Source organism: Natronorubrum sulfidifaciens JCM 14089 (genome assembly GCF_000337735.1).
Taxonomy (GTDB): Archaea; Halobacteriota; Halobacteria; order Halobacteriales; family Natrialbaceae; genus Natronorubrum; species Natronorubrum sulfidifaciens.
Window position 1 is genome coordinate 1 of sequence record NZ_AOHX01000036.1, and the last position, 21,455, is coordinate 21,455.

21 protein-coding genes and 2 pseudogenes are annotated in these 21,455 nt (G+C 64.2%); 9 read left to right on the forward strand and 14 right to left on the reverse strand.

Annotated elements, in window-relative coordinates; all coding sequences use genetic code 11:
• A pseudogene (locus tag C495_RS08135) lies at positions 1 to 394 on the reverse strand (TrkH family potassium uptake protein); the annotation flags it as partial.
• Between the two features lie 76 nt (positions 395 to 470).
• Positions 471 to 740, reverse strand: coding sequence for a hypothetical protein (locus C495_RS08140; RefSeq protein WP_008161813.1), 270 nt, complete (start codon positions 738 to 740; stop codon positions 471 to 473).
• A 284-nt stretch (positions 741 to 1,024) separates the two neighbouring features.
• Here C495_RS08140 and hisB point away from each other — a divergent pair, with 284 nt between their 5' ends.
• The gene (gene hisB, locus C495_RS08145; protein WP_008161815.1) at positions 1,025 to 1,612 is read left to right on the forward strand and encodes an imidazoleglycerol-phosphate dehydratase HisB; all 588 of its coding nucleotides are present in this window, start codon (positions 1,025 to 1,027) and stop codon (positions 1,610 to 1,612) included.
• Between the two features lie 5 nt (positions 1,613 to 1,617).
• Here the strand turns inward: hisB and C495_RS08150 are convergent, their stop codons facing one another.
• Positions 1,618 to 2,271 (reverse strand): hypothetical protein, encoded by a 654-nt coding sequence (locus tag C495_RS08150; protein ID WP_008161816.1) that lies wholly within the window; start codon positions 2,269 to 2,271, stop codon positions 1,618 to 1,620.
• 140 nt (positions 2,272 to 2,411) lie between these two features.
• On the opposite strand from C495_RS08150, the gene C495_RS08155 reads away from it, so the two are divergent.
• A complete protein-coding gene (locus C495_RS08155) occupies positions 2,412 to 2,915 on the forward strand; it encodes a hypothetical protein (RefSeq protein WP_008161818.1) in 504 nt (167 codons plus the stop codon).
• Here C495_RS08155 and C495_RS08160 read toward each other — a convergent pair whose 3' ends face one another.
• Positions 2,916 to 3,320, reverse strand: coding sequence for a DUF7522 family protein (locus C495_RS08160; protein WP_008161820.1), 405 nt, complete (start codon positions 3,318 to 3,320; stop codon positions 2,916 to 2,918). It lies immediately after the preceding gene.
• A 199-nt stretch (positions 3,321 to 3,519) separates the two neighbouring features.
• On the opposite strand from C495_RS08160, the gene C495_RS08165 reads away from it, so the two are divergent.
• Positions 3,520 to 4,140, forward strand: coding sequence for an IMPACT family protein (locus C495_RS08165; RefSeq protein ID WP_008161822.1), 621 nt, complete (start codon positions 3,520 to 3,522; stop codon positions 4,138 to 4,140).
• 9 nt (positions 4,141 to 4,149) lie between these two features.
• On the opposite strand, the gene C495_RS08170 is transcribed toward C495_RS08165, so the two are convergent.
• The 5 genes and pseudogenes from C495_RS08170 to upp all read right to left on the reverse strand — a co-directional run bounded on the left by C495_RS08170 (position 4,150) and on the right by upp (position 10,838).
• Positions 4,150 to 5,007, reverse strand: coding sequence for a hypothetical protein (locus C495_RS08170; protein ID WP_049890222.1), 858 nt, complete (start codon positions 5,005 to 5,007; stop codon positions 4,150 to 4,152).
• A gap of 162 nt (positions 5,008 to 5,169) precedes the next feature.
• Entirely contained in the window at positions 5,170 to 7,860 is a 2,691-nt protein-coding gene (locus C495_RS08175) for a TRAP transporter permease (protein ID WP_008161826.1), read from the reverse strand.
• Positions 7,861 to 7,869: 9 nt separating this feature from the next.
• A complete protein-coding gene (locus tag C495_RS18675; RefSeq protein ID WP_345775598.1) occupies positions 7,870 to 8,394 on the reverse strand; it encodes a DUF1850 domain-containing protein in 525 nt (174 codons plus the stop codon).
• Positions 8,395 to 8,427: 33 nt separating this feature from the next.
• Positions 8,428 to 9,391 (reverse strand): annotated as a pseudogene (locus C495_RS08185) (TAXI family TRAP transporter solute-binding subunit).
• Between the two features lie 769 nt (positions 9,392 to 10,160).
• Complete coding sequence (gene upp / locus C495_RS08190; protein ID WP_008161832.1) at positions 10,161 to 10,838, reverse strand: uracil phosphoribosyltransferase; 678 nt, start codon at positions 10,836 to 10,838, stop codon at positions 10,161 to 10,163.
• Between the two features lie 244 nt (positions 10,839 to 11,082).
• Between upp and C495_RS08195 the strand changes: the two genes are divergently transcribed.
• From C495_RS08195 to C495_RS08205, 3 genes are all read left to right on the forward strand, one after another.
• Positions 11,083 to 11,805: a DUF5828 family protein gene (locus C495_RS08195; protein WP_008161834.1), complete on the forward strand. Its 723-nt coding sequence runs from the start codon at positions 11,083 to 11,085 to the stop codon at positions 11,803 to 11,805.
• A 114-nt stretch (positions 11,806 to 11,919) separates the two neighbouring features.
• On the forward strand, positions 11,920 to 13,110 hold the full coding sequence (locus tag C495_RS08200) for an inorganic phosphate transporter (protein WP_008161835.1): 1,191 nt from the start codon (positions 11,920 to 11,922) through the stop codon (positions 13,108 to 13,110).
• 126 nt (positions 13,111 to 13,236) lie between these two features.
• Positions 13,237 to 13,962 carry a hypothetical protein gene (locus C495_RS08205; RefSeq protein ID WP_008161836.1) on the forward strand — a complete coding sequence of 242 codons (726 nt, stop codon included), beginning with the start codon at positions 13,237 to 13,239 and terminating at the stop codon, positions 13,960 to 13,962.
• A gap of 53 nt (positions 13,963 to 14,015) precedes the next feature.
• On the opposite strand, the gene C495_RS08210 is transcribed toward C495_RS08205, so the two are convergent.
• Positions 14,016 to 15,596 (reverse strand): tryptophan--tRNA ligase, encoded by a 1,581-nt coding sequence (locus C495_RS08210; RefSeq protein WP_008161838.1) that lies wholly within the window; start codon positions 15,594 to 15,596, stop codon positions 14,016 to 14,018.
• A 113-nt stretch (positions 15,597 to 15,709) separates the two neighbouring features.
• Between C495_RS08210 and C495_RS08215 the strand changes: the two genes are divergently transcribed.
• The gene (locus C495_RS08215; protein ID WP_008161840.1) at positions 15,710 to 16,111 is read left to right on the forward strand and encodes a methylated-DNA--[protein]-cysteine S-methyltransferase; all 402 of its coding nucleotides are present in this window, start codon (positions 15,710 to 15,712) and stop codon (positions 16,109 to 16,111) included.
• 125 nt (positions 16,112 to 16,236) lie between these two features.
• On the opposite strand, the gene C495_RS08220 is transcribed toward C495_RS08215, so the two are convergent.
• From C495_RS08220 to C495_RS08235, 4 genes are all read right to left on the reverse strand, one after another.
• Positions 16,237 to 17,382, reverse strand: coding sequence for an FtsZ/tubulin family protein (locus tag C495_RS08220; protein ID WP_008161841.1), 1,146 nt, complete (start codon positions 17,380 to 17,382; stop codon positions 16,237 to 16,239).
• Positions 17,383 to 17,467: 85 nt separating this feature from the next.
• Complete coding sequence (endA, locus tag C495_RS08225; protein ID WP_008161842.1) at positions 17,468 to 18,520, reverse strand: tRNA-intron lyase; 1,053 nt, start codon at positions 18,518 to 18,520, stop codon at positions 17,468 to 17,470.
• Positions 18,521 to 18,613: 93 nt separating this feature from the next.
• Positions 18,614 to 19,396, reverse strand: coding sequence for a PDDEXK family nuclease (locus tag C495_RS08230; RefSeq protein ID WP_008161844.1), 783 nt, complete (start codon positions 19,394 to 19,396; stop codon positions 18,614 to 18,616).
• 65 nt (positions 19,397 to 19,461) lie between these two features.
• Positions 19,462 to 19,692: an Lrp/AsnC family transcriptional regulator gene (locus C495_RS08235; protein ID WP_008161846.1), complete on the reverse strand. Its 231-nt coding sequence runs from the start codon at positions 19,690 to 19,692 to the stop codon at positions 19,462 to 19,464.
• Between the two features lie 144 nt (positions 19,693 to 19,836).
• Between C495_RS08235 and C495_RS08240 the strand changes: the two genes are divergently transcribed.
• On the forward strand, positions 19,837 to 20,430 hold the full coding sequence (locus C495_RS08240) for a DJ-1/PfpI family protein (protein ID WP_008161848.1): 594 nt from the start codon (positions 19,837 to 19,839) through the stop codon (positions 20,428 to 20,430).
• Between the two features lie 325 nt (positions 20,431 to 20,755).
• Positions 20,756 to 21,433, forward strand: a complete 678-nt coding sequence (locus tag C495_RS08245) for an HAD family hydrolase (protein ID WP_008161850.1) — start codon at positions 20,756 to 20,758, stop codon at positions 21,431 to 21,433.
• The last annotated feature ends 22 nt before the right edge of the window (positions 21,434 to 21,455 follow it).

Below are 21,455 nucleotides of genomic sequence, written 5' to 3' on the forward strand. Positions count from 1 at the left end.
CCCAGCCACTCATCACCGTCGCACCGGTCGTCGTCAGGCCGCTCATACTTTCGAATGCGGCGTTGACGAGGCCGCCAACGGAGACGGCAAACGCGGAGCTCTGATCGGCACCGATCCCGCCGACGACGAACGGAACCGCGCCAATGACGGCGACGCCGAGCCACGTCACGGCGACCATCAGAAACGCCTCTCGCTGTTGGAGCTCTCGGTCGTCGCTGAGTCGCTCGAGTGTGGCACCGACGACAATCGTCGCTACGATCGCGGCGACGAACGGAAACGGATCGTCGCCGTCGAATATCGCCAGGAACAGCGGCGCTGCAAGCGGGACGGCGAGCCATTTCAGTACTGTCCCGGCGAGACTACAACTCGAGCGCCAGTCGACACGAATCGTCATCGAACACCCCTACCTGTGACTGGAAGGGCATTAATCCGTTCGAAACTCAGAGCGTCGTTTCCGCTCGATGACGGCGTCACTCCCCGTAGCCGTGACCGATGTAGAGCGCGAAGACGTTGAGGGCAAGCAACAGGAAAAAGGCAAGCGTTACCTGCGGATCACCGAGCCCTCGTGTGAGCAGTGGGAGATACACGAACGGGAGAGCGATGGCGATCCAAAACGACAGAAACTGTGTTGGACCTTTTAGCGAGCAAACGACACCTCGAGCGCACTGCTCTTGTTCCCGGTCTGCTTCCGGGCTGGACGTCGCGACCGAATCGTTCGAAAACGGCGTGTGATTGGACATCGATTCTGGTCTCCTCTCTCTTCAACCATACCACCTCGATAGCATATAACCGGTCGAACATTGGCTCCGTTTCGGTCCGTTTCATCTCGAATGTGTTGTCGATTCGACGTTTTGAAACGCCTCGAGAAGCCCGGAGACATTTTATACACGATTTTAAGACACTCTCTTTGAATTGACTCACTCGCTCACTCACAGGTTCGTTCGCCGCCGCTGTGGGCTGTAATTCTCGCCCAGCGATGCCGGCGAGCGCAATCGCCTTGTACCGGCGGCGATATCGATTCGACATGAGCGAGCGAGTCGCGACTGTCACGCGCGAGACCACCGAGACATCGATCGAGTGTACGGTAGCAATCGACGGCAGTGGGGAGGCTGATGTCAACACTGGCGTCGGCTTTTTCGATCACATGCTGACGGCGTTTGCCAAACACGGACTGTTCGATCTCACTGTCGACTGTGACGGCGACCTCGAGATCGATGACCACCACACGGTCGAAGACGTCGCCATCGTTCTCGGGGACGCACTCGACGAGGCACTCGGCGATCGGTCGGGGATCGTCCGGTATGCCGACCGAAAGGTTCCGCTGGACGAAGCCGTCGCCGGTGCCGTCATCGACGTGAGTGGGCGGCCCCGGTTCTACTTCGAGGGGACCTTCTCGCAGGACCGGATCGGCGACTTCACGAGTGATATGGCCCGTCACTTCGGGGAGTCGCTGGCGATGCACGCCGGCCTCACGATTCACCTCGAGGTCGCCGGCGAGAACGCCCACCACGAGGTCGAGGCGTTGTTCAAGGCGCTCGCACGAACGCTCGACGATGCCACGCAGGTCGACGAGCGACGGACGGGGACGCCGAGTACGAAAGGCACCCTGTAACGTCGCTACGGTCGCCGGAGCTCACCGCGTTCTTCGACGAACTCCTCGGTCTCGAGTGCGTAGTCGATGATTGCGTCGACCTCGTGGGACTCGAGGTCGTAGGCCCCGGCAGCCAGCCCTTCGACGGCGCTGCGGGCCATCGGCAGCTCTCGGTTCTGGAGCAGCCGAACGACGTTGCCGTACCCGTTCGGCGGCCGCCTCCGTGTGTCGTTGCTTGCGGGTTCTTCGGCTGGATCGGCGGTCGCCTCGGCAGCGTCCGCCGTCGTGGTCGAGTCCTCCGCAGTCGGTGACTCCGTCGGCTCAGCGTCAGTCGTCGCTGCGCCCTCGCGTGTGCCTGCGGCGTCGAACGTGATCCCGTCCTCGAGTGTCAGCGTCGCATGACTGTCCGTCCCGTTGGAATCGGAGCCAGCCTCGTCGTCCGCTGTTCGTGGTGTCTGTTCGTCGACGTGTGCCGTCGCCGTTTCAGTCGGCGGTTCGGCACTGTCGCCGTCGAGACGCGCGAGCAGTGGCTCGAGGAGGTCCTCGAGGTGGGCTTTGCAGTCGGGGCAGAGCACGACACGTCGCTGTTCGGTGTCGGTCGGCTCGAGTTCGGGTGGGATGAGCTCGAACGTTCCGGCGGCGTCGTCGCCACAGAAATCACAGGTCCGGAGTGCGCGCATGGATGGCGCTACTGTTCGGCCCCTCAAAAATCGTCCGTCAGACGGACTGGTGGCGATCCCGTCGACGCGACGGCGACCGAGCCGGGCGGCGGAACCGATCACCGATCATTATAGGGTAGCCCGCATATGTTCGACAACGAATGTTCGACGAGATCATGGAGAAATTCGAGGGCTCGCCGAGCCAGCAGGCCGTTATTCGACTTCTGTTGGAGCGTGGGTTCTCGGTCAACGACGACGGTCGCGTCGTCTCGGGCGGAATCGAAATTCCGAACACGGGAATCGCCCGCGAAATCGGCGTCGATCGCCGGGTCGTCGACTCGACCACCGACGTCATCCTCGAGGACCCCGAACTGCGGCGGATCTTCCAGAATATCTCGCAGGTGCCGAGTCTGATGGACCTCGCGCCGGTGCTCGATCTGACGGTGCTCACGATCACGCCCGCCGACGCCGAACGGAAAGGCATTGTCGCAGCGATCACCGGTCTCTTGGCCGAACACGACATCTCGATTCGCCAGACCATCAGCGAAGACCCGGAGTTTACCGACGAGCCACGGCTCTACTTGATCACGGATCAGGAACTCTCCGGCGAGGCGATCACCGCGATTCGAACGCTCGAGTTCGTCCGCAAGATCGAAATCCAGTAACTACGCATCGTCGGCATCGACGCCGTCTGCGAACTCGTCGAGGACCGACTCGAGTGCGCTCGTGACCTCCTCGAATCGCTCCATCGACATGGGGTCGGTCGTCACCCAGACGCCGTGGGACCCACGGATCACCCGCGAGAGGTAGCCGTTTTCGAACATCCGAATCGTGGCCTGATACTCGCCGAGTTGGGTGTTGCGATACGCCGACTGGTCGCGAAAGCCGAGTCGTTCGTGGTCGGCAAAGCCGACGAGGTCGGCCGTTCGATCGAGATCCGATCGGAGATACACTTGCTCGATGTCGTCGTCGGTAAAGTAGGTAATACTGCGAAGTTCGTCACCGACAGTTGTCCGACAGACGCTGTGTACCTCCTCAGTGAGTGTTGGGTCGATCGCTTCGTCGTCCATACGAACTGCTACCACAGTCCATGTGAATAACGTACTGGTCGCCGTATTTTTGCCCGCCGTGGCTCGACCCGACGAGCACCCCGTTTCGCTCGAGTCAGCGGGACCGATGGGCTCTTTTCGCCGGCGAACGCAGTGTCGGCATGGGTATGCGACGCCACTGGGTGGGACGTCACGCACGCGCGACGTGGGGTGGGACACGGTGAGTCGAACCTACCAGACCGTCCCGAAACCGGCGACGGCCGAGTTCGTCGTGCAGGGCTCTGAGTTCATCGGCCATATTCGGCCCGTCGACTCCGTCGCGGCCGCCGAGGCGTTCATCGACGCCGTCAGCGAGGAGTACGCCGACGCGACCCACAACGTCCCCGCCTATCGGGTTCGGACCGGCGACGAGAGCGACCCCGACACGCAGTTTCTCCGGGAGTACTCGAGCGATGATGGCGAGCCTTCCGGCTCGGCGGGCAAGCCGGCGCTGAACGTCCTCGCCCAACAGGACATAGAGAACGTCGCCGTCGTCGTGACACGCTACTACGGCGGGACGAACCTCGGCGTCGGCGGTCTCGTCCGGGCCTACTCCCGGTCGGTCAAAGACGCCGTCGAGGCGGCGGGCGTCGTCACCGAACGGCCCCACGAACGCGTCTCGATCACCGTCGCGTACGACGACTCGGGGACGGTCCGTGGCATCATCGAAAGCGAGGGCTACGCGTTCGACGCCGACTATCAGGAGACCGTCTCCTTCGACGTGCGGGTGCCACTCGAGGAAGCCGACGCGTTCCGGGATCGGCTCCGGAGTGCGACGAGCGGGCGCGCCGACTTCGAATAAGTCGACGCGTTACCGGCCGTCGGTCGCCGCCAGCCGCCGATCGATCGCCTCGAGGACGGTATCCGGGTCCTCGAGGGCGTCACGTTCGAGTCGGACATCACGCAGCCCGCGGTCGAGGACGAGTTCGCCGCCTCGAAGACGGACGTGATCGATCTCGTCCCAGCCGACGAACGTTTTCGTGTACGGACGGCGTTTGACGAGCCCGGTGTCGTAATACTGCACGGCACAGCGATCACGCCCGGGACCGAACGCCCAGCGCCCTTCGGCGAGCCCGCTTGCGATCCAGCCGCCGCCGATCACGAGCCAAAAGAGGGCCTCGAGCCAGCTTCCGGTGACGGCGTTGACGATCGCAAGCAGCGCCCACATGCCGGCGAGGAGGAGATCGAAGACGGGGGAGCCGGGTGGTTCCCATCGCCACGTCCGTTCCGGATCGCCGGGTGTGACCGCGTCGACGTAGCGGTTTCCGGCCAGCTGTGAGAGGACATGCGCCGTGGCGACGATGAAGATTGCTGAGGCGAGTGCGACGTGTTCGGGGGGTGACTCGAGTGGGGCGAGCCACAGGCCGACGAAGAGCACTGCTGGTGTTGCACTGGCCAGTCGCCGGGGGAGTGTCCGTCCGAGCCGAACCGGAAGGCGTGGATCGATCCGTGCGAGGCTGCTCCCGGCGATGGCCCCGACGACGAACCCACCTGCGTACGTCTCCGTGAGGCCGACCGGCCAGCCCTCGAGCGGAGCGGTACCCACCGAGACGAGTCCAGCCAGTAGCACGCCGCCGTAGACGGCGACGACGAACTGGAAGATTCGATCGGAAGGGGCGGTGTCGTCGTCCTCGAGCGACACTGTTCCCGTCGATGATCGAGGTGACACGGCCGAGACAAGCCGGGGAGTCGACAAAATTCTACTGGGTTTGTGTCCGGTCGAAAGCAATCGTTCGAACGCAGAAGGAACCGGTTCAGCGAGTCGTGCGTGGCGTTGGTCAGACGGGAAGCGGGGTCAGTGATCGACGGTATCTGACGACCGCAGTCCGTCTCAGGCCTCGACCCGCGGTGCCACGTCGGACTCCGCTGTCTCACCGCTGGCTTTCTTCGCGCGCGAGCGGTTGTGGTTGGTCAGCCCGGCGAGCATCGCCAGCCCGATAGCTCGCAGCGAGACGGTCAGTTCAAAGGTCACCAGGGAGGGGGCCACGCCAGCGATCGCGAGCAGCCCTTCGACGACGAGCAACAGCAACTCCGGCACCATCAGCAGGACTGAGGCGACCGAGTACAGTGCCCGCCCTGTCGAGGAAACCGACGAGTACTGGTACCCGATGATCGTCACAGCCAGCGCGTAGACGCCGAGGAACATCCCGAGGACGGGAATCACCACCTCGGGGATGAAGAAGCCGAGGTCGGTGACGTCGGCCCAGCCGATGACGTTCCACTCCTCCGGCCCTTGTCGAAGCAGGAGGATCCCGGGCGAGAAGACGAACGCGAACGGGACCAGGATCTTGTTCAGCGAGAGCAAGAACGCGGTCGTCGCGGTCTTGAGTTCGTCGGCTTTCGCGACGCCAGCACCGGCGAAGGCGGCGACGGCGACCGGTGGCGTCACGTCCGCCATCAGCCCGAAGTAGAGGATAAAGAGGTGTGCGGCGAGGATCGCGATGCCGACGCTGGCGATCGGCGTCTCGAGCATCGCGACCAGAATGATGTACATCGCGGTCGTCGGCATCCCCATCCCGAAGATGATCGAGGCGAAGCCGGTCAGGACGAGCAGGATCAGCATCGACCCGCCACTGACGATGTCGATGAGCGCCGCGAGGTTCGGACCGAGTCCGGAGACGCTGATCACGCCGGGGACGACGCCTGCGGCGGCGACGGCGACGACGACCGTCGTCGCGGTTCGGGCCCCGGAGTCCATCGACTTGCCGATGAACATCAGATACTGGTAGGCACGACTCGAGGCCAGTTCGGGTTGGCCGATCGCCGTCGCGGTCCGCGTGGCGGCCGTGTCGACATCGTCGGCGAACTCGAGCAGCGGTGCGTCACCACGTGGCTGTGCGAACAAGAACGCGATGCTGACGAGGATCGTGATCGTGCCAAGATCCGAGACTGCAGCGGTTGCTGCTGCTGTGATCGGAACTGGGTCGGCGGCTGCGCCGGTGCCAACGAGCGTCTGGACGGCACCGACGAGGCCGCTGCCAGTGGTTGCGTAGGCTGCAGTCTGGCCCAGTGTGAGCGCTGCGATCGTCCCGAGCAACGGCAGGCGCGTCCGTTCGTTGTAGGCGGCGACGACGGCGAGCAAGGCGACGACTGCGACGATGGTGTACCAGCCAGACCGGTTGATCGAGAAGCGGGCGATCACGAGGAAGTACAACAGCAACACGATCGGGACCAGGTAGAACCAGCCGGTTCGAAGCTCTTCGATCGGGTCCGGCAACTCTGCTCTCGAGAGGCCACCGATACCGCCCCGAACGGCCTCGAAGTGGACCATCACCCACATCCCGAAGAAGAAGGCGATGGCGGGCAGCGTTGCGGCGATGATGACGTCCGCGAACGGCGTGCCCGTGAACTCGACGATGAGGAACGCGGCGGCTCCCATCACCGGCGGGAGCATCTGCCCGCCGGAGGACGACGACGACTCGACAGCGCCCGAGAACTCGGGGGAGTAGCCCGCCCGTTTCATCAGCGGGATCGTGAACGCGCCTGTCGTGACGGTGTTCGCGATCGACGATCCGGAAAGCATCCCCATGAAGCCACTCGAGACGACGCTCGCTTTGGCCGGGCCGCCGCGTTTCGTCCCGGTCAGCGAGTACGCCAGATCGATGAACCACTTGCCCGCGCCGCTCATCTCGAGGAACGCCCCGAAGAGGATGAAGATGAAGATGAAGCGAACGCTGACGGTGACGGGCGTGCTCATGATCCCCGCTTCCGTGATATACCAGAGGTTGTAGACGATGTTCGCCCAGCTTTCGGCCGGGATCGAGAGCGCCCCGATCACGGAGTCGCCCGGGACCAGATACCCCCAGCGCGCGTAGACGATGAACAGCGACACCAGCGACATGAGCAACAGCCCGAGGGTTCGTCGGGTTGCCTCGAGCACCAACAGGATGCCCAAAACCCCGAGCAGGAAGCCGTAGGACACGTCGTCGATCGGGATGCCAAGCGCGACGATCCCCATGACGAGCGGCTCGAGGGTCGGATGGACCTCGTGGATCGGGCTCACACCCTGAATGCCAAAGAGGGCCATCCGCTGGATCTCGCTGTACTCCGTTACGGTGTAGTAGGTGGGAAGCACCGAGAGGACGATCAACACGACGTCTAACGGTGTCACTCGGTCCAGATCGGGGTCGACGGCGGCCCAGCGAACGCCATCACTGAGTCGTTCGACGAGTCGAGTCAGGCCGCTCTCGGGACCGAACCGCTCTCGAGCGGCGGGTTCGATCGCGCCGAGTCGTCTGGCGACGAAGCCGTCGCCCCGACTCGCCGGAAACAGGAGGAACGCAAGCACCAGCGCGAACGTCACGTGGATCGCGTTGACTTGCAGTTGCTGGAGCGATCCGAACGGGCCGAACTGATAGCTTTGGGCGGCGATCCACAGCTGGAACGCCGAAAACGTGATGGCGATCAACGCAACGAGGGCGGCGATCATGCCGCGGTGGCTTCGGCTTCGTTCGATTTCCTGTAGAACCTCGTCTTGTTCGTCGTCCGAGAGTGCCTCCGTATCGCGGTTATCTACGCTCATAGCTAGCAATCAATGAATCAAGTGTGCGGATCGGTCGTCGAACTGCAACGGTATCGGAACGTGGTCGGTCAGTCGGTGCTCGGTTACCGAAATGACGACCGATCCGTCCGTCAGCGCGACCAGATCGTGCCGGTCGCCGTTGATGACGAGTTCATGGCCGGGGACCGGTCTCGGTGCGACGACGACCGATTCGTAGGACTCGTTCAGCGGAAGCATGAACCCGTCATCCGTTTTCTCAATCCCCCCTTCCGTCGGAAGTCCTGCACCGTGTGAGTGAAACNCCATCCGATCCAACTGTAGTGTCGCTCCCTCGACGACGTAGATGTCTTCGACCGGCGTTTTCTCGACGCTGTGTGTATACGAGAGCGTCACGACCGTCCCGTCGCCGACCGGTTCTTCGAGCAGACGCTCCCCGGAGTCGGCATCGGTCACGACGAGTGTCTGTTCGGATGGAGCTGCAGCGACACCGGCAGCCGTTGCTACCAGAACGGCCAGAACGACAACGGCAACGGACCGGTGAATCGGAAGGTGCACGACTGAAAGATGTCGGCTGTGCCGAGCCGAAGCTTAGTTGAAGTACGCTTCTGCACNCGGGGTGGAGGTCGATCGGCATCCCGTCTTGGGCCGTCTCGAGGTCGATGAAGTCGGCCTTCTGGGAGATGCTGTCGAGGTTCTCGAAGATCGCTTCCGTCACTGCCTCGACGACGGCGTCGTCGACGCCCTCGTGCGTAGCGATCATCGCCTGCACCGAGACCGTCTCGACGTCCTCGTCGACGCCGTCGTAGGTGTCTGCAGGGATCGTGTCCTCGGCGAACCACTCGGCGTCGCCCATGACTGCCTCGCGCGTGTCGCCGCTGACTTCGACCAGCGAGATGTCGTTGCTCGTCGCGAGGTTCTCGACAGAGCCGGCCGGCCAGCCCGCGACGACGAACGCAGCGTCGATGTCGCCGTCACTGATCTGGTCGGTTGCCGTATCGAAGTCGGCGTTCTGTTCGTCGAAGTCGTCCTCGCCGATGCCGGCGGACTCGAGGATCTGCAGGGCGTTGACCTGTGTGCCACTGCCGGCGTCGCCGGTGTTGACCGTCTGTCCCTCGAGGTCTTCGATCGTCTCGATGCCCGAATCGTCCTGCGTGATGACGTGAATCGTCTCGGGGTACAGCGACGCGACCCCACGGAGGTTCGTCATCTCGGTGCCCTCGAGCTCCTCGATGCCGGTGCCGGTGTAGGCGAAGTGGGCGATGTCGTTTTGGATCAGCGCGAAGTCGGCCTCCTCGCGGTGGAGGCTGCCGACGTTTGCGGTACTCGCGCCGGTCGACTGAACCTGCAGCGTGTACTCCGTCTCGCCGTCGACGATTGTTTTGAAGTCACCGGACAGCGGGTAGTAGGTTCCGCCCTGTCCGCCGGCGTGCCACGACAGTTCGTTGCCATCGTCGTCGCCGCTGTCGTCGCCACCGAGACAGCCAGCGAGTCCAGCCAGTCCAGCAGCGCCGCTCAGTGCGATGAAATTCCGCCTCTTGATATGTCCAACCATACCCGCTTTTTATTCATAGTCTGTAATAGCTGCTTCGATCTCCTTTATCAATGTGAGCAATTCACTGATTTCAACTGAGATATGATTAGTAATTCGTAAGACAGCAACTATCGTGAGGAATGTGCGCACAAAACACTGCCATCCGGTCTCCGAGCGCACAGCCTCTGACCGAAATCGCTGCAGGGGATCACACTGACCGTCAGTTCGTTCCGGACCCACAGCTCTCGCCCGACGAACCGGACGCGGGTGATCGACCGCACCGAGACGGCGTGCTTCGACGGTACTTGCTGTCACGTCTCCGTCCTCGCAATCGACGACGCCCTCGAGACGATGGGCACTCGAGTGCAAGCAAGGAGTCCCCGTCGACGGTCGAGGGTTGGTTACAGGGGTCCGTTTCGATTGGACCACCGAACATCAGCACCCGGAAATACGGCCGCTCGAGCCGAGTTCGACCGGAAACGAGGGGGTTCAGAGGTGTGGGGAAAAGCACTACAGCTGGGCCACTCGGCTACGAACGTCTGAAACAAAACGTCAGTGGAATCGACCGCGTGCCGTGACTCGTTCTCGGAATCACGCCCCTCGTCGTCGGGTTCGGCGCGAAAGCGGTTGATCGCAACGGAACACAGCCCCGCCGCCTCGCGCAGCCGACGCCGGTCGCAGGGACGACTGTCGATCGACTCGAGTCCGTCGGGATCGAGGACGTGGTCGTCGATTGACTCGAGTCACGTCTAACCGGCAAAAAGGCGATTGTCCCTCGAGGTCGCGCGAATCAGGTCGTCCGGAACGCGCGGTCGCCGGCGTCGCCGAGTCCGGGAACGATGAAGCCGTTCTCGTCGAGTCGGTCGTCGATCGAGACCGTCAGCAGGTCGGCCTCGGGATGCTCCTCGTCGACGCGCAGCAGGCCTTCGGGGGCCGACACCGCAGAGAGGACGATCAGGTTCTCGGGTTCGGGCGAGTTCTCGATGACGTGGCTGAGGACGGTACACATCGTACTCCCCGTTGCGAGCATCGGGTCGGCGATGATGACGGTGTCGTCCTCGGTGATCTCGGGCAGTTTCACGTAGTCGACGGTGATCGGGAACGAGCCGTCCTCCTCGCGGCCGGCTTCTTCGTCGCGGCTCGCGCTGATGACGCCCTGTCGGGCGCGGGGGAACGCCTTCAGCAGGCCTTCGACAAACGGCGTCGCCGCGCGCAGGACGTTGATGATCACGACGTCGTCGAGGCCGCGGACGCGCTCGCCCATCGTCTGCTTGAGCGGGGTTTCGATCTCGACGTACTCGGTTTCCATCCGGCCGTCGATGATCTCGTAGCCACTGATTCGACCGAGTTTTACCAGTCCCTTTCGGAAGCTGACCTGCTCGGTTTCGACGTCTCGAATCCGTGAGAGTGTGTCTTTTGCCAGTGCGTGGGTGATGAGATGTGCGTTGTCCCGGTCTTCGATCGGCATATCTGTACGGGCTTGCGCCGGATAGTTCACGTTATCGATCAGCGTCGACTGTGTGAACGGCTTGCGATCGAGATTCGACACCTCGTACTGTCAGATAGCAGTCAGTGAGGCCTCGGTCACGAATCCGTGACCGATCGTCAACGCGTACTGTCCGATAGTCTCACTCGTCGCCGACTTTGTGCAGTGCAGTCGTTCGACGGCGAAGAAGTTTATATTGGGCCACCCCTATGACTCGCCCAGCCGAATGGAAGAGAGTATCTCGGGATTCAAAGTCCGCGGTGACTGGGGCGATATCGTCGAACACGGCGAACGGATCACACGTGCGCTCCGAGACGCGGGTGTCCACGATCCGGATCACGACTACGGCGCGCGCTTTACGCGCGCGTTCAACGACTGGGAGGAGTGGCGGCCGAAAGCCCACGAAACCCTCGAGTCGGACGTCAGCGAGAAGACGGCCGATCAGGCAAGCGTCGAGGAGGGGAAAGGCGAAAAGGCCGGCAAAGGGCCGGACGAGGACATCAAGACCGCCGGCGAGAAGCTCTCGGAGTCCTACGAGCAACTCGAGGAGGACGACCCGGGGGCCGCGATGGACACGTGGAAGGAGTCGATCGACTACGTCGCGCGGGCGGCTGACTCCGCTGGCCGTAAGGCCCTCCGCCGGGTCGAGGACACGGTTTACCAGAACGTGATGACTCAGCTCGCGCCGTACTACTTCGACAACGAACTGATCAGTGCAAACATCCAGCAGTCGACGCGTGGCGTCGATAACGGCGAGCAGTTCGTCTTCGAGGTCAACGTCAACGACGACGTGCTCAAAGACGACGTCTCCGATCGGCTCGCCGAACTGGACGAGGAGGTCGACCGCTGGCACGTCGAAGTCGAGAAAGACACCGACGCGGCCGAAGCGATCGAGGGTGCGGAACCGCCGCCGAAACCCGAGGACAACTCGAAGTCGACGACGAACTGAGACCGCGTTCGGCAGTCTGCCCTCGAGTCGGGGGGATGGAGCCGCTACCTGTTTATCGACTGGCAATCGAAGGTCGGCACACACTTGTAGGGCTAGCTGGAAAGGGCGGGATAGATGGTCGAGCTCGTGACGATCGGGACGTTTCTGGTGGCTGCAGTGGCCAGTCTCTTCATGGCCTGGGCGATCGGTGCGGGCTCGAGCGGCTCGACCCCGTTCGCCCCGGCCGTCGGTGCGAACGCAATTTCGGTGATGCGAGCCGGATTTCTCGTCGGTATCCTCGGTTTCGCCGGAGCCGTGTTGCAGGGTGCAAACGTCTCCGAAGCCGTCGGTGCCGACCTGATCGGCGGGGTGACGCTGTCGCCGATGGCGGCGACGATCGCGCTCATCATCGCGGCGGCGCTCGTGGCGACCGGCGTTTTCGCGGGGTATCCGATCGCGACCGCCTTTACCGTCACTGGCGCGGTCATCGGCGTCGGCCTCGCGATGGGTGGCGAGCCTGCCTGGGCGAAATATCAGGAGATCGCCGCCCTCTGGATTCTGACGCCGTTTGTCGGCGGCGGCCTCGCCTATGGGATCGCCCGCGTACTGCGGTGGAAACCGATTCGCGAAGTCTACTTGATCATGACGCTCGCCGCACTGATCGGCGTCGCCGTCGCGAACATCGAGTTTGCGATCCTCGGCTCCGGATCCGGTGGTGCCTCGATCGCACAGGCCTCGAGCGGCTGGCTGCCCGGCCCGGAGATCGTCGGCGTCGCCGCAGTGACGGTCGTCATCGCGGCGCTGTGGGCGGGTACGATCGGCTTCGATCTCCGGGGTGATATCGAACGCGGTGAACGGCACTTCCTGCTGATTCTCGGTGGACTCGTCGCCTTCTCTGCGGGCGGCAGTCAGGTCGGACTGGCGGTCGGCCCGCTGATCCCGTTATCGGGTGACGTCGGCTTACCCCTGCTCGCGTTGCTCGTCGGTGGTGGGTTCGGGCTCCTGCTCGGCTCGTGGACCGGCGCGCCGCGGATGATCAAAGCGATCTCACAGGACTACTCCTCGCTCGGCCCGCGTCGGTCTATCGCCGCGCTCATCCCGTCGTTTCTGATCGCACAGACGGCCGTCCTCTACGGTATTCCAGTCTCGTTCAACGAGATCATCGTCAGCGCGATCATCGGCAGCGGCTACGCCGCGGCCGGCGCTGGCGGCGGCGTCAGCGCTCGGAAGATGGGATACACCGTGCTCGCGTGGATCGGCTCGCTCGCCGGGTCGATCGTCATCTCTTACGTCGGCTTCATCGCGATCGGGGCCGTCATCGGCTGAGTCGGTCTGCGGTCCCGATCCCCGGTCGCCCCGCTGGACGATCACGAACACACTGGCGGACCGGAATTCGGACGAGTGGCTGTCCGACATCGAACAGGCTTTACACAGCGCGTGGTGAGTCCTCGTATGGACGAGGACGCCGTGGATGCATCCGACTCCGAGTTAGTCCAGTGGCGACGCGACGCATCGACGTCTCGAACCGTTCGTCTCCTCTGGTCGCTCGGCGTCGGCACGTTTTTCGCCGCGATCGGGATTATCGTCTTCTGGCGGCTGTACGATCTCGCGAATCAGGCTGGCTACGGTGTGGTCGTCATTGCCGTCTTCGCCGCACTCGTCGTCACCGCGTTCGCCTTCGCTGTCACCAGCAACACCGAACAGCGACTCGAGGCGCTTTCGCGCCGGCTGTCGATCGAACTTCCGAAGGGGGCGACCCTTGAGCGAGCTATCGACGCCGTTCTCGGGACGATCGCCATGATGGGCGTCATCGGTGGACTGATGATCGCCGGTCGAGTCGTTACTCAACAGGGACTGCTTCCCGGAGCCGGCCCGTTTACCGGGTTAGCCGCGCTGTCGATCCCGCTTGCGCTGCTCGCGCTCGTCCTCGCCTCGTTTCTGCAATCGGTCGGCGCGATCGACCGCGATGACCGGACGATCTATCTCTACGAACCGGAGCAGGCGATCGACCTCGAGGTGGTCCAGTCGATCTCGACGCGTCAGGTCGGTGATGCGGCGATTTTGACACTCGAGTACGCCCAGCCGGGCGGCCAATACGTCGCTGGCCCGCGACGGATCGTCGTCCCGCCACATATCGCTCGAGAACTGCAGTCGCTCGTCGGCGAGCGCACTGTCTGAGCGGTCGATCCCTACTCCCATCGCGCATTTCCCGACAAAAACAGCCGCTCGTGTTATCGTCGCCGTGGCGACTCGAGTTCGATCTCGGCTGCCTCGAGTAACTCCTCGACCTCGTCGCGTTTCTCCTGGTGGTCTTCGAGGAACTCACGCATCAACTGTGCTGCTTGCTCCTTACAGTCGCCACAGAGGCGTTCGCCGCCGACACACTCGTCGTAGACGCGTTTGGCGAACTCGTCGTCGTCGCCGGCAAGCAGGTAGGCGTAGAGTTCGTAGACGGGACACTCGTCGGCCTTGCCACCTTTTTCACGCTGCTCCTCGGCCGTCTCACGACCGCCTGTGGTCGCCGATTTCACCTTGTTGTAGCCGTCCTCGGGGTCGTCGAGCAGGGAGATATGGCTCGCCGGAATCGAGGAGGACATCTTGCCGCCGGTCAGCCCAGTCATGAATCGGTGGTAGATCGACGACGGCGGGCGGAAGCCGTAGCCGCCGGTGTCGACTTCAACCTGTCGGGCGAGTTCCTCGGCCTCGTCGTGGTCGATCTCGAAGGCGTCGACGTGGTTCTCGTAGACGCGTTTCTCGCCCTCGATGGCGTCGATGAGCGCGTCGAACGCCTCCTCGGTCGCTCGCCGGTCGGAAAACCGCGTTCGTGGCCGAATCGGCTCCATCCCAGCCTCGTTCAGCTTCGTCAGTACTGAATCAAGGATGTCCGCGGCGACGCCGAGTTCCGACAGCGGTGCCTCCTCGAGCGCCTCAGCGACGTACACACAGCGCAGCGTATCGTCGTCGAACTCGGCCGGGTCGAGTCGCTCGTAGAACTCTTCGACGAGGGCGCGTTCGACGGGCTCGAGTTCGAAGCTGGCGTAGGCCTCCGAGACCTTGAAAAAGCGCATCCGTTCGGCGAGGTCTCGAGCCAGCCGAACGTGGGGGTCTTGGTCGGGACCGACGGGGATGACGGTCGGCTTTGGCTCCTCGAGTTGTGGGTAGAGGATGTCTGCCATCTGCGTGACGACCGACTGCATGTGCGAGACGTCGGTCTCGCCGTCGAAGCCGTAGATCGCCTGCAGCTCCGAGAAGTTGGCCTCCGCGCCGAGTTCGAACGCGAGATCCTGTAGCTCACGATTTTCCGACTGGCGGTAGAGTTCGCCTTCTTCGGGATCGAAGCCGAGTGCGAGCAAAGAGAGCAGGTAGTCGCGGGCGTGTTCGTCGATCTCGTCCCAGCGCATCCCGCGCGCGGAGTTGGCCTCTAAGTCGGCGATCAGCGCGTAGGCGTCGGCGCCCTGCTGTTGGTGCCAGATGATCTCGTCGAAGACGAGTTTGTGGCCGATGTGGGGATCGCCCGTCGGCATAAAGCCCGAGAGAACGGCCGCGGGCTCGTCGTTCTGGAGCGCCTCAGCAACGGGGCGATAATCCCGGTGGCCGAAGATGACGCCGCGGCGCATCAGGTAGTGTGGGTTCGGCACGTCCTCGAGCACCTCGTCGAACTCCTCGATGCCGAACTCCTCGAACAGCTTGCGGTAGTCGGAGACGCTCGAGGATCCCCAGGGATCGAGCGCAACGTCATCAGCACCTGCGGCTCCGCCGTCGGGCAACGGTTCCCCTTGCTCGGCCTCCTCGAGTGGATCGTCTCCGGTCATTACTGACTGGTTTGGCGCGCCAGCGCGCAAAAGGCTTCGGCTTCGCTGCGGCGGCCGACTCTCGCCAGCCGCGCCGAGAGCGTAAAGCACCTGGCCGACGAACGTCGTGACTGATGCAGGTTCGACTGTTCGGACACGAACGCGAGATCGACGACTCGAGGATCGATGCAGCGCCGGCGACGATCGACGAGCAGCTGGGCGAGTACGAAGCCGGTGAGCGGACGGCGTTCGATCTCGAGATCGAGTATCCGGACGACTTCACGGGGGCCGTCATGCGGGCGATGATGCGGATTCCGGCCGGCGAGACGCGAACGTACGGCGACATCGCAGCCGACCTCGAAACGGCACCGATCGCCGTCGGCCAGGCCTGCGGTCGGAACCCTGTTCCCGTGATCGTTCCCTGTCACCGGGTTGTCGGCGTCGATTCGCTCACCGGCTACGGCGGCGGGCTGGACCTGAAACGACGCTTGCTCGAGCACGAAGGGGCGACGATTCCCGGCTCATCGGAGTCCTGAGCCGCTTGAGTCCCCGTCGAACTCGCGCTGTTTTGATCGGTCGGACTGGCCGGGGCGGACGTCGTGCCCGGAGGGATATCCCTCGAGGAATTCGCAGATGGGTGGCCGTTACGTATCCGGCAGTCTCAGTCGGCCGCCGCTCGCAACCGCTCGAGGCGATCCGACTCGACACCGGCGAGTACGACCGCCGCGAAGACGGTCTCGCCGTCGGGTCGTGGTGCGTCGCCACCGAGCACGCCAGTACCGCCGATGGTCGACTGGAACGCCCGCTGTCCCTCAGCGATCGCCTGCCGGTTGAGCCAACTCGGCGGGCCGCCGACGACCAACAGCCCGCGCGCTGCGGTCTCGGGCGCACACTCGAGAGAGAGCTTCCCGCGAACCCCCTTTCGAACGACGGTTTCGACGGCGCTGACGGCCTCGCTCGTCTCGACGGCTCGCTCGGTCGGCAGGAGGCCAAGCCCGAAGCGCGAACTGGTCGTCTCGACCGCCTGCTCGCCGTAGCCGAGGCTGACAATGGCCGACTCGGTACCGAGAATTCGGGCGATATCGCTTGCGTCGATGACGGTCTGAGCGACGGTGCCGTCCGTGTCGCTGCCGGCGAAGACGGCCGCGACCCGCGTCGCCACCTCCCGATTGGACCGACTTCGCGCGTCGGCGAGCGTCTCGCCGGGCCGAAGCCACGCCTCGTTGTCGAACAGCACGATCGCGTTCGCGAGTCCGTCGAGGGCCTCGAGCGTCCGGATCGCGTGCGACGCCGCGGCCGGCCGCGGCGGCTCGTCGCTTTCGGTGGTCGCGGTCACTCCCGAATGTGGTCCACGGTCGGCCCCTCCAGCGTCGGGATCGAACTCCCGGTCGGCCGGTAGCGTCGCGAGGACGTACACTGGCGCGTCGACGGTCCGCTGGAGTGTGGCAACCAGCGCTGGTGCCGTCGGCCCGCCGGTCGTCCCGCCGAGACCGACCGTGACGAGAATCGCGTCCGGGGCCGTCGAGGCCGCGCGTTCGCGTACCGCGAGGAGGTCGTCGACGACCGCCTGACCGGCCTCGAAACCCTGCTCGAGATCACCGTCGAGCCCGTTCGATCCCTCGAGGGCGGTCCCCTGACCGTACTGGGCACGGTGCGATTCTGGAATCACGGTCCCCTGAAGGGTCGACTCGTCCGTATCGAAGGCAAAGACGTCAGTGAGAAACGCGTGATCTGCCGGCGCTGCGGCCCGAATCGCGTCGGCGAGCCGACAGCCCGCGCCGCCGAGTCCGAGTACCTCGAGTTGCATGCTGGAACCCTCGTCCGTGGAGACTTATATAATTCCGTTCACGAGGGAGCGGGACGAAGCCGATCCGACGGTAGTACAGGGGTCGTCAGGGCGTCAGCCGCTCGATCGACCACCAGTCGATCTCGCCGCCGTCGGAAACGAGTGCAAACACCATCGTCTTGCGCACGCCGTGGGCCAGGCGCACGTCGAGGGCGAGGTCGCGCGGCTCGAAGACGTGGTCGTCGGGGTGGACCCGGACCAACAACTCGGAGTGGCCGAGGTTCTCGACGGACTCGACGTCGGCGTACGTTCGGAAGTCCGCGCCGAACTTGTAGCCCGTCTTGGGGACGACGTCGCGCTCGCGCAGAGCGGTGTAGACCGCAAGCCGGCGGACGAACCGTTCGCCTTCGACCTCGCGGCCCCGCTTTCGGACCGTCTCCGGCTCGAGGTCGATCACGCCGCGTTCGGCGAGCGAAGCCGCCTCGAGCAGCGAACATTGCAGCGTCGGCTCGTCGTACTCCCGGCCCTCGAGCGGCTGGCCGTAGAAGCCGCGTTCGTAGAGTTCGAGCGGTGGCTCCCAGACGACGACGCGGTCCTCGAGCAGGTCGGCGTCACAGCCCTCGGGTAGTGCCGCCGTCGACGAACCCGAGGGATCGCGCGCCGAGACCTCGAAGTAGGTAATCTCGCTCTCCTCGTCGACGATTGCGAGCACGCCGGCCTCGAGTTCCGCCGTGGGCACGTCGGTCCGCTCGCCGAGCACGCGCAGGGCGTACTCGATTTCGCCGTCGCCGGGGCCTTTGCCGCGCGGAAACACCGCGAAATCGGCCTCGCCGTCTGGCGGGTCGACCCACGGCTCGCGGGCCGGCGAGAGGTAGAAGCCACGCTCTCGCAGGTCGGCGTAGACCAGAAAGCGGACGCCGAACTTTGCGCCGGGTTCGCGGGCCATAAACGAGCGAAACTCGAGTCGCTCGCCCGACTTGGTGACGACCGCGCCGAGGTCGCCTCGATACAGTAGGTGGGCCGCCTCGACGGGTGCCAGTGCGATCTCGTTGCCCTCGAGTGGATAGCCATATCCCCGCGAATCGTGATAGCGCTGGCGTGCGTCCCCGCCTACGCGGATGACGCCCGCCGCTTCGTCGAACCGCCCCTCGAGTGTCATACCCGGGCGTTGGCCGGCCGTGACTAAGTGGCTGCGGATCGATTCCCACTCGATTTCGGGACTCGAGGCTTTCCGGGTCAGCCGTATTGATCGTCAGTCGTCTGCCGCCGATTCGGCTTCGGCCTCGAGTGTCCCCTCGAGAACCCGCTCGCAGGTCGCGTCGAGACAGCGGGTGCCGCTTTTCGTTTCGAAGGTGGGGAGCCCACAGCCACAGTCGCCGGTGACGATGCCGGCGGGGATCGCGAATCCGGTATCGCACTCGGGGTAGTGCTCACAGCCGGCGATGAGCCCGCCGCGACGGAGAATTCGCAGGTCGCCGTCACAGCCCGGCACCGGGCAGTCCCACTCACGGTCGAACGCCTCGCGGACTGCGTTGTCGAGTGATTCACAGGTGCGGTCGATGCAGACGTCGAAAGCGAGGCCGCGCTCGACGCGCATCCGCGGGAGCCCGCAGTCACAATCGCACTGCTCGTCGCGAACCGTCGCGTCGGCCGGGATGCCGTAGCGGTTCCCGCAGTCGATACAGTGGACGTCGCCCGAGCGGATGAGCGTGCCACCACAGTCCGGGCACTCGCCGACGGGCGTGCCCGCTGCCGATGCCGGGTAGTGGGCGAAGCCGTCCTGATCGTGGGCGGCGATCCGTAGCGTCTGGGTGTCCTTTTTCGCGACGAGCGTGAAATCGTTCGCGCGGTCGCTCGAGACGCTGTCTGCTCGAGTCAGCCACGCGACGGGCTGGTAGCCGTCGACATCGTGGACCAGCACGGTGTTGTCGGGCTTGACGATCGTCGTTACCCGACCGCGATACTCCGTGCGGTCGGCGCCGTCGGTGATAACGGTACAGTCGCCCGCGAGCACGCGGATTGCGTCGTCGATCATGGGCAGTCTGGCCGCGCTTTCGTATGTAAACCCGCGGCTGCTCGAGGCAGGTCAGCCGAGACGGCTTAGTCGAGACAGACGTACGTTCGCGTCGTCCCGACACCCTCGAGGGGCCGAATAGACTCGGTGACCGTCGTAAGGATGGTCTGGGGATCGTCGCCCGTCACCTCGACCATGACGTCGAAATCACCCGTAATGACGTGTGCATCGACAACTTCCTCGGTCTCGCAAACTGTTTGACACACCGGAGCCGGCGTTCCACTCGCAGCGTCGATCAGTACAAATGCGCGAACCATTGGCACACACTCTTTGCGACCAATCCCCAAATAACGACTGTGCCCGCTCGACGATCGCTGCCGCAAGGTGTCTCACCGACTCGTTGACGATCGACCGTGCTCGACTGGCGCAACACGTTTGGGTACTGCTATCAATGCGTACGTATGCCCGATACCACCGCCGAAATCGTGCTGTTCGAGGGGTTCGACGAACTCGACGCGATCGGTCCCTACGAAGTGTTTGAAAACGCCGCGCAGGCCGGTGCCTCACTCGAGACGTCGCTGGTCACGCTCGAGGAAACCGACCTCATCACTGCCAGCCACGACCTGCGCGTCGAACCGCAGGGAACGCTCGGGGAGCCCGACATCCTAATCGTCCCCGGCGGCGGCTGGACGACGACAGGGGGCGCTCGAGCGGCCGTCGAAGACGGCGTTTTGCCCGACGCGGTCGCCGACTGCTACACAGCGGGGGCGACGATTGCCTCGGTCTGTACCGGCGCGATGATCCTCGCCGAAGCGGGGCTGCTCGAGGGCCGGCCTGCTGCAACCCATCCGGTTGCCGTCGACGACCTCGAGGTCCACGCCGGACGGGTGGTCGACGAGCGGGTGGTCGACGACGGCGACGTGCTGTCCGCGGGCGGGGTCACCTCCGGAATCGATCTAGCGCTGTGGCTCGTCGAACGGGAGTTCGGCGCGGACATCGCAACCGAGGTTGCCGAGTTGATGGTCCACGAGCGCCGCGGCGAGGTGTTCGGCTAATCGGAGTCGCCTCGAGGACTCGTGCTGAAGTGGCGCTGAAATGGCGCTGAAATAACACTGTCGTCGCGCTACCGTCGCGTTCACTGCGCGGGCGCTTTACCAACTGAGGTGCCGTGAACTCGAGGACGCTTCCCGCTGGCAGCGATGAGTTCCACGTCCTCCCCAACCGATTCGCTCGCGAAACTCGCTCATCCCTCGCACGCTTTCATCGGCTGGCCTCGCGCTCACTCGCCCGGCCGATAGCGTGCGCCACCGCCGGGAGGCCGACCGACTTCCATTGCACCATGCCAAACGGCTATCCGTGACGACCGGGTAGCCCGCTCACATGTACGCAGTGTTGTTCGATATGGACGGCGTCCTCGTCAACAGCGAGGACTACTGGGTCGAGTTCCAGCGCGAGGAGATCCTCCCCGCGGCCGTCCCCGACGCAGACGTCGACGTCGCCGAGACGACCGGGATGAACTACCGCGAGATCTACGACTATCTCGAGGCCGAGTACGGCACCGACATCTCCCGCGAGGCGTTCGTCGACCGTTTCGCCGACGCCGCCGAGACGATCTACACCGAGCACGTCGACCTGCTGGACGGCCTCCCCGAACTGCTCGCGGAACTCGAGGACCGAGGCGTCGAGACGGCGGTCGTCTCCTCGTCACCCCACGACTGGATCGGCATCGTCCTCGAGCGCTTCGACCTCGAGGACGCGTTCGATCATGTGATCAGCGCCGACGACATCGACGGGGCGAGCAAGCCTGAACCCGACGTCTTCGAATATGCCGCCGCCGTGGTCGGCGTCGCTCCAGAGGCGTGTCTCGTCGTCGAGGATTCGGAAAACGGAGTCGAGGCGGCGACACGCGCCGAAACCACGGTCGTCGCCTACCGAATTGACGCCCACGACGACATCGACCTCTCCGCGGCCAACGTCGTCGTCGACTCGCCCGCCGAGCTTCGAGAGACGATTCTCGAGGCCGTCGAGCGCGATCCGACAACGCAGTACACCGACTGACTGCGGGCGAGAAACCGAACGG